General features: G+C 72.2%; 6 protein-coding genes. 4 read left to right on the top strand and 2 right to left on the bottom strand.

Translation table 11 applies throughout. From position 1 onward, the window contains the following. Window positions 1–343: 343 nt before the first annotated feature. Window positions 344–1,549, top strand: coding sequence for a DUF1565 domain-containing protein (locus E1265_RS29600; protein ID WP_132934065.1), 1,206 nt, complete (start codon window positions 344–346; stop codon window positions 1,547–1,549). 56 nt (window positions 1,550–1,605) lie between these two features. On the opposite strand, the gene E1265_RS29605 is transcribed toward E1265_RS29600, so the two are convergent. Next, entirely contained in the window at window positions 1,606–3,150 is a 1,545-nt protein-coding gene (locus E1265_RS29605) for a glycoside hydrolase family 43 protein (RefSeq protein ID WP_132934066.1), read from the bottom strand. A gap of 132 nt (window positions 3,151–3,282) precedes the next feature. Between E1265_RS29605 and E1265_RS29610 the strand changes: the two genes are divergently transcribed. Then, entirely contained in the window at window positions 3,283–4,998 is a 1,716-nt protein-coding gene (locus E1265_RS29610) for an ABC transporter substrate-binding protein (protein ID WP_132934067.1), read from the top strand. A 69-nt stretch (window positions 4,999–5,067) separates the two neighbouring features. Here the strand turns inward: E1265_RS29610 and E1265_RS29615 are convergent, their stop codons facing one another. Further along, window positions 5,068–5,778 (bottom strand): GntR family transcriptional regulator, encoded by a 711-nt coding sequence (locus tag E1265_RS29615; protein WP_132934068.1) that lies wholly within the window; start codon window positions 5,776–5,778, stop codon window positions 5,068–5,070. Window positions 5,779–5,837: 59 nt separating this feature from the next. On the opposite strand from E1265_RS29615, the gene manD reads away from it, so the two are divergent. Together manD and E1265_RS29625 are read left to right on the top strand one after the other, a co-directional pair. After that, on the top strand, window positions 5,838–7,079 hold the full coding sequence (gene manD / locus E1265_RS29620; protein WP_165953927.1) for a D-mannonate dehydratase ManD: 1,242 nt from the start codon (window positions 5,838–5,840) through the stop codon (window positions 7,077–7,079). Next, the coding region (locus E1265_RS29625) for a mannitol dehydrogenase family protein (protein WP_132934070.1) at window positions 7,076–8,055 on the top strand (980 nt) is incomplete at its 3' end. The genes manD and E1265_RS29625, both read left to right, overlap by 4 nt.

Raw genomic sequence — 8,055 nt, forward strand, 5'->3', positions numbered from 1 at the left:
GAGGTGGGCGGCTTTGAGTTGGGTGCCGCCGGGGACGCGGGCGTTGCGGATGTCGTCGCGTAGGACCTCGTAGACGTAGTCGGCCTTGCTCATCGGCTGGCGGTGGCCCTCGGCCGGCCCGGGTGACTGCATCACTGCCCCTCGTCATCGCGGCGGCCCTCTGGGGTGGGCCCCGACCAGCCAGTATCCCGCGCCGACCCCGTGCCGGGACCCCCGGCGTCCGCAACCGCTCTCCAATTAACCCGCCCGCAACCGGCGTTGACGTGTGCATGGCCTGCCGTTAGCATCCGCCTCCGATGGAAAGCGCTTTCAGCACGGCCATGCCAACTACTGGAGACCAACTATGAGACTGAGAGCCCTGATCGCGTCCGTCGCCCTGCTGGCCGGCGCCGCGGCGGCCCTGCCGGGCACCGCCGCGGTCGCCGCGAGCGACGACCTCGGCGTCCAGGCCACCGCGCTGTACGTGTCGCCGAGCGGCAACGACAGCAACGCCGGCACGCTCACCGCGCCCCTGCGGACCGTGCAGCGCGCGGTCGACCTGGCCGTGGCCGGTGACACCATCTACCTCAGGGCCGGCACCTACGCGCCGAGCACCAACATCCAGTTGAACAAGAACGGCACGGCGAACCAGCCCTTCACCCTCACCAACTACAACGGCGAGCAGGCCGTCATCGACGGCGAGAACATGCCCCACACGCCGGCCCCCGTCGACGGCAGCATCCCGCGCCCCGAGCGCGGCGCCATCCACATCGAGGGCGACCACTGGCGGCTGATCGGCCTGGAGATCATCAACGGGCCCTACGGGATCTTCGGCCTCGACACCAACAACAACCGCTTCGAGCGCCTCGTCACCCGGAACAACTACGAGAGCGGTCTCCACCTCCAGGGCGCTTCGAGCAACAACCAGGTCATCAACCTGGACAGCTACGGCAACCGGGACCCGAGGAACAACGGCGAGAGCGCGGACGGCCTGGCCATCAAGGAGGGCTCGGGCACCGGCAACGTGGTGCGCGGCGCCCGGCTCTGGAACAACTCCGACGACGGCTTCGACGCCTGGGAGTTCCTCTCCCCGATCACCATCGAGTCCAGCCTGGCCTGGGGCAACGGCTACAACCGGTGGAACCTGCCCGACTACACGGGCGACGGCAACGGCTTCAAGCTCGGCGGCGGCGACGAGGACCTGCCCGCCGCCCACGTCACCCGCAACAGCATGGCCTGGGACAACTCGGCCGGCGGCTTCATCGACAACGCCAACCCTGGCGCGCTGCTCGCCGAGCGGAACACCGCCTGGCGCAACGGCGGCACCGGCTTCGACTTCGCGGACGCGGACGGCACCCTGAACGCGAACCTCGCGGTGTCCAACGGCACCAACGTGTCGCTCGGCTCCAACTCGGGCGGCAGCGGCAACTCCTGGAACATCGGCGGCAGCTGGTCCTTCGTCAGCACCGACCCGTCGACGATCACCGGGCCGCGCCAGGCAGGCGGCGCCATCCCGTCGTCGACCTTCCTCCGCCCGTCCAACGGCGCGAACGTCGGCGCCCGCTTCTGAACCGCGCGCGACGCACCGCCCCGGCCGGCACCCGTGCGATGCCGGCCGGGTGGTTCTCACCCCCGGCGGCCGAGGGCCGGCAGGTAGTCGAACCAGTCGAAGTCCGCGCTGCCCCGGGTCGCGTACATGCCGACGACCCGCCCCGTGAAGCCGGTGGCGACCTCCGTGGAGAGGTAGCGCCCGTCGAGCTCGGCGAGTCGCACCGGCTGGGTCGCCGCGCCCGGCAGCACCGAGAAGCTGATGGTGTCGGGCCCCGTGGCCCGAACCCCGAGCGGCTCCCCGGTCAGCTGCTCGGCGGCCGTGACGCCGGGCGGCAGCACGTCGTGGGTGCGGACGTCCACCACCAGCGTGAGCGGCCCCGGTGGCACCGGGCGGCGGGCGAGGCACTGGCCGAGCGGGCCGACACGGGCGACGACCCGCGCCTCGCCGTCGGCGACCTCGAGGTCGTAGTGGTGGGCCTCGTCGAGTCGCACGGAGAGCCCCGCCCTGGCCGCGCCGGGGTCGAGGCGGGCGCTGATCCGGCACTCCGGGTGCTGCTGCCGCCGGCCGACGAAGGTGTGACCGGGGCGGTCGAGCGTGTCGCCGGTGGCGGTGAGCCTGAGCCAGCCGGGGCGGTCCGTCGTCGACCAGGAGCCCTCGGGGCGTGCGCGCGGGGAGACCCAGCGCGGCGCGAGCGCGGGCTCGTCGAAGTCGTCCCTGACGGGCTCGGGCTCCACCGGCTGGAGGGGAGAGGGGGCCGGGTGACACTCCTGGACCGGGCCGACGACGGGCCAGCCGTCCACCCAGCGCACCGGCGTCAGGAAGGTCTCCCGGCCCAGCACGTGGAATTCGGGGGTGTGGCCGCGGGGTCGGGTGCCGAGCAGCGCCATCCACCAGCTGCCGTCGGGCGCCGCGACCAGGTCGGCATGGCCGGTGGACTGGATCGGACGGTCGGTTGCGGCGTGTGTCAGGATCGGGTTCGCCGGGGCCGGCTCGAACGGGCCGCGTGGCGAGCGGGCGCGGGCGATGGAGACGGCGTGTCCGCGCTCGGTGCCGCCCTCGGCGATCAGCAGGTACCACCAGTCGCCGATCCGGTACAGGTGCGGCGCCTCCGGGTACTTGCGGCCGGTGCCCGACCAGAGTTCGAAGGGGCCGTCGAGCACCGCGCCGGAGCGCGGGTCGATCCTGGCCAGCCTGATCCCGGAATCCGAGAAGGCGCACCAGCAGGATCCGTCCTCGTCCCAGGCGATGTCGGGGTCGATGCCGGGGAGGTCGATCCAGACCGGCTCCGACCACGGGCCCTCGGGGCGCTCGGCGGTGACCAGGAAGGTGCCCCCGCCGCCCACCAGCGTGGTGATGAGCCAGAACCGCCCGCCGTGGTGGCGGAGGGTGGGCGCGTAGATCCCGGCGGAGGCCGGGGTCCCGGGCGGCAGCCACAGCTGCGACGGGCGGTCGAGGACGTTGCCGAGCTGGCGCCAGTGCACCAGGTCGCGGCTGTGGAAGAGGGGAACCCCGGGAAAGTACTCGAAGCTGGAACAGGCGAGGTAGTAATCCTGGCCCACGCGGCACAGGCTCGGGTCCGGATGGAACCCGCCGATGACCGGGTTCTGATAGCTGCTCACCAGAACACGATCGTCAACTGTCATCTCCTCCGCAACTTTGATCGGTTCCGAGGGATTGACTTTGTTAATTCACCGGCCTAACACTCGCCTTCTCCGGGCGAGTCCGCCCGTGCCCCGAGGATGAGGCAGGCGATGAGAGAGAACAGAACGAACGAACCAGGACCCGTCCACCGGCGCCGGGCCTCGGCCCTGGCCGTCGGCGCCGCGGCGCTCGCGTTGCTGGCGGCCGGCTGCGGCGGCGGAGGGAACGGCGGCGGGGGAGGTGGCTCGACACCCGCGGACACCCTGGTGGTGGCCGGACAGACGGGCGACTACATCCGGAACTTCAACCCGTACTCGCCCACCCTGGTCGAGGGTCCCGGCACCATCTTCGAGCCGCTGTTCTACTTCAACCTCGCCAGCCCGGGCGAGCCCGTGTCCCGCCTGGGCACCGAGTACGCCTGGAACGAGGACGGCACCGAACTGTCGATCACCCTGCGCGAGGGCGTGACCTGGTCGGACGGCGAAGCGTTCGACGCCGAGGACGTCAAGTTCACCTTCGACATGATCGCCTCCGACGCCGTCCCCAACACGGTGGGCTTCCACGGCACCACCGAGATCGTCGACCCCACCCACGTCACCGTGACCTTCGACGCCCCCTCCTACATGGAGGGGCCGCAGCTGCTCGGCAAGACCTGGATCGTGCCCGAGCACATCTGGAGCGGCATCGAGGACCCCAACGCGGACACCATCCCCGAGCCGGTCGGGACCGGGCCCTACACGCTCGGCGACTTCAAGGGGCAGGCGTTCACGCTCGACGCCAACCCCGACTACTGGGGTGGCGAACCGGAACTGACGCACGTCCAGTACCGCTCGCTGGCCGGCAACCAGGCGTCCACCGACGCGCTCGCGGCCGGACAGGTCGACGTCTACAGCGGCCCGGTCCCCGACATCGCCAACGTTGAGGAGAACTACCCGGGTTACTCGGCCATCACGGTGCCCATGAACCAGATGGTCCTCGACGCCTGCGCCAACGCCGACCTCGGCTGCACAGGACCGCAGACCGACCCGGCGGTGCGCCAGGCGCTCTACTACGCGATGGACCGCACCCAGCTCAACCAGCTGGCGTTCCAGAACACGGCGAGCGAGATGTCCCCCGGCTTCGCCCTGCCCGAGCGCGACGCGGCCTACGTCTCGGACGCGCTGGAGAACCCGACCGTGCCGATGGAGCCCGACCTGGCGCGCGTCGACGAGATCCTGACCGGCGCCGGGTACGCGCGCGAGGGCGACGGGATCTATGCCAGGGACGGCGAGCCCCTGGCGCTGACCGTGACCGTGGTCACCGGCTGGACCGACTACATCACCGCGCTCGAGACCCTGCGCGAGCAACTGCTGCCCGCCGGCATCGAGCTGACGGTCGCCCAGGTGTCCTGGAACGAGATGTCCGACGCCCGTGCCCGCGGCGACTTCCAGCTGGTCATCGACTCGCTCTACCCGGGGCCCGCGCCCGACCCGTTCTACATCTACAGCTATTTCTACGGCACCGAGAACACCGCCGAGGTGGGGGAGTCCGCCGACACCAACTACTCGCGCTACTCGAACTCCGAGGTCGACGAGGCCCTGGAGGCGCTGACCCAGCTGAACCCGGAGGACATGGCGGCGCGGATGCCGCACTACGACACGATCCAGCAGCGCATCGAGCAGGACATGCCGTACATCCCGATCCTCACCGGCGGCACCACCACCGAGTTCCACGCCGCGAAGTTCGACGGCTGGCCGAGCCAGGAGAACCTCTACGCCTTCCCCGCGGTCTGGAGCCGCCCCGACCAGTCGCAGATGTACATGAACCTCGTGCCCACCGGGGAGTGAGCCCCGCGCCCGGCCCGGCAGCCCGCCCGATCGCGGCGGGGTGCCGGGCCGCGGCATGTCCGGCGGCCATCACTCCCACACGACGACGTTGCGCCGCACCGGGACCGACGTGGGGTCGGCGGCGAACAGCTCGGGGGAGCGCGCCCTGATGCGCTCGATGTCGTCGAACACCGCGCGCAGGTGGGTGCGCATCGCGGCACGGGCCAGGTCCGCGTCGCCGGCCAGTACCGCCCGCAGGATCTCGCCGTGCTGCTCGGTGAAGACGGCCGGCGCCGTCTCCTGCAGGCCGAGCCGCCTGGCCCGGTCCAGATGGCCCTTGGCGGCCGCGACCGTGGTCCAGGCGCTGCCGTGCCCGCTGAGCCGCAGCAGCCCCTGGTGAAAGGCCTCGTCAAGCTCGAAGAACTCCTCGATGGCAAGCCCCGGCTGACGCTGCCGCGCCACGTTGTCGCGGAGCTCGGCGACCAGCGCGGGGTCGAGCGGCTCCGGCAGGTCGTCGAGCGAGGCCAGCTCGACCGCCTCCCGCAGGAACTGCGCGTCGGCGACCTGCGCCGGGTCGACGCGGGAGACGAAGGACCCGATCTTCGGAAAGACCTGCACCAGGCCCTCCTGCGCCAGCAGGATCAGACTCTCGCGGACCGGGGTCCGGCTCACCCCGAGCGAGGTGGCCAGCTCGTTCTCCGAGAGCGCGGCGCCCGGCGGCAGCTCCAGGGTCAGGACCATCTGCCGCAGCCTGGTGTAGATGGTCCGCCGTGAGGTCCGCCGCCCGTTCTTCTGAGCCATGGGCTCCATCGTATCGGCAGGACACCCCTTGCCTTCCTTTGCGACAGGTGCTTGTATACATGCACTGTTCGACCGGTAGGGAGAGAGCCGCCGTGAGTACCATCGAACGCGCCGAGGTCTTCGTCGCCTCCCCCGGGCGCACCTTCGTGACCCTGCGCGTCACCACCTCGGACGGGGTCACCGGACTCGGCGACGCCACCCTCAACGGGCGCGAGCTCGCCGTCGCCAGCTACCTGCGCGACCACCTCGTGCCGCTGCTCGTCGGCCGCGATCCGGCCCGCGTCGAGGACATCTGGCAGTACCTCTACCGGGGCGCCTACTGGCGGCGCGGCCCCGTCACCATGACCGCCATCTCCGCCGTGGACACCGCCCTCTGGGACATCAAGGGCAAGACCGCGGGACTCCCCGTCTACCAGCTGCTCGGCGGCCGGTCCAGGGACGGCGTCCTGGCCTACTCGCACGCCAGCGGCGCCGACGTGCCCGCCCTCCTCGACGACGTCCAGCGCTACCTCGACCTCGGCTACCGCGCCGTGCGCGCCCAGGCCGCGGTCCCCGACGTCGGCGGCACCTACGGCGTGCGCCAGGGCGCGATCTACGAGCCGGCCGCCACCGCGCTGCCCGAGGAGCAGCCGTGGGACACCCAGTCCTACCTGACCTTCGCCCCCACCTACCTGGAGGCGATCCGCGAGCGCTTCGGCTTCGGGTTCCACCTGCTGCACGACGTCCACCACCGGCTGACCCCGCTGGAGGCCGCCCAGTTCGGCAAGAGCGTCGAGGCCTGCCGGCTGTTCTGGATGGAGGACCCGACGCCGGCCGAGAACCAGGATGCGTTCCGGCTCATCAGGCAGCACACCACCACGCCCATCGCCGTGGGCGAGGCGCTGACCTCCATCTGGGACGTCCAGCACCTGATCACCGAACAGCTCGTCGACTACGTGCGCACCACCGTCGTGCACGCCGGCGGCATCACCCACCTGCGCCGCATCTTCGACCTCGCCGCCCTCTACCAGGTGCGCACCGGCTCGCACGGTGCCACCGACCTCTCCCCGGTCAGCCTGGCCGCCAACGTCCACCTCGACCTGGCCGTGCCCAACTTCGGCATCCAGGAGTACATGGGCCACGCCCCCGAGACCGCCGAGGTCTTCCACGGCGGCGTCACCTTCGCCGACGGCCTGCTGCACCCGGCCGAGGAGCCGGGCCTCGGCGTCGAGTACGACGAGCGGGCCGCCGAGCGCTTCCCCTACCAGCCCCGCTACCTGCCCGTCGCGCGGCGCCTCGACGGCTCGGTGCACGACTGGTGACCGGCACCGCACCGGCCGGGCTCGGCCGCGCCACCCTGCGCCGGCTCCCGCGGGAACGCCGTCCCCTGGTGGACCCGGCGGACCTGCGCAGCCGCGTCGTCCACCTCGGGCTCGGCGCCTTCCACCGCGCCCACCAGGCCCTCTACACCGAGCTGGCCGCCGCGGACACCGGGGAGCCCTGGGGCATCGCGGCCGTGGCACCGCGCTCCCGCGACACCGTGCGCGCCCTGCGCGCCCAGGACCACCTCTACTCGCTGACCGAACTGCACCCCGAAGGGGCCGGCCCCCGGGTCGTCGGCGCGCTCACCGAGGCGCTCGCCATGCGGCCCGACGCCGCCCGCGTCGACGCGCTGCTCACCGACCCCGAGGTCACCGTCGTCACCGTCACCGTCACCGAGAAGGGCTACCACCGCGCCACCGATCCCACCCGGCCCCCGGCGCTCGACACCACGGACCCCGCCGTCGCCGCCGACCTCGCCGCCCCGGACACCGCCCAGCTCACCACCGTCGTCGGCCGGCTCGCGGCCGGCCTCACCGCCCGGATGCGCTCCGGAGCCGCCCCGATCACCGTCGTCTCCTGCGACAACATGGCCGACAACGGTGCCGTGCTCGCCGCCGTCGTCAGGGACTTCGTCGCCGCCTCCCGCTGGCCCGACCGCGCGACCGTGCTGGACCGGCTCGACGAGGCCGTCACCTTCCCCGCCACCGTCGTGGACCGCATCGTGCCCGCCGCCACCGCCGCCGACCGCGCCGCCGCGGCCGCCGCGCTCGGCGTGCGGGACGAGGCGGCCGTGGCCGGCGAGCCCTACCTGGCCTGGGTCCTCCAGGACACCTTCGCCGCCGCCCGCCCCCGCTGGGAGGCCGGCGGCGCACTCCTCGTCCCCGACCCCGCGCCCCACCAGCTCACCAAGCTGCGGCTGCTCAACGGCTCGCACTCCGCGCTCGCCTACCTCGGCCTCGCCGCAGGACACACCAC

The sequence above is a fragment of the Streptomyces sp. 8K308 genome, assembly GCF_004348315.1.
Classification (GTDB): domain Bacteria; phylum Actinomycetota; class Actinomycetes; order Streptomycetales; family Streptomycetaceae; genus Streptomyces.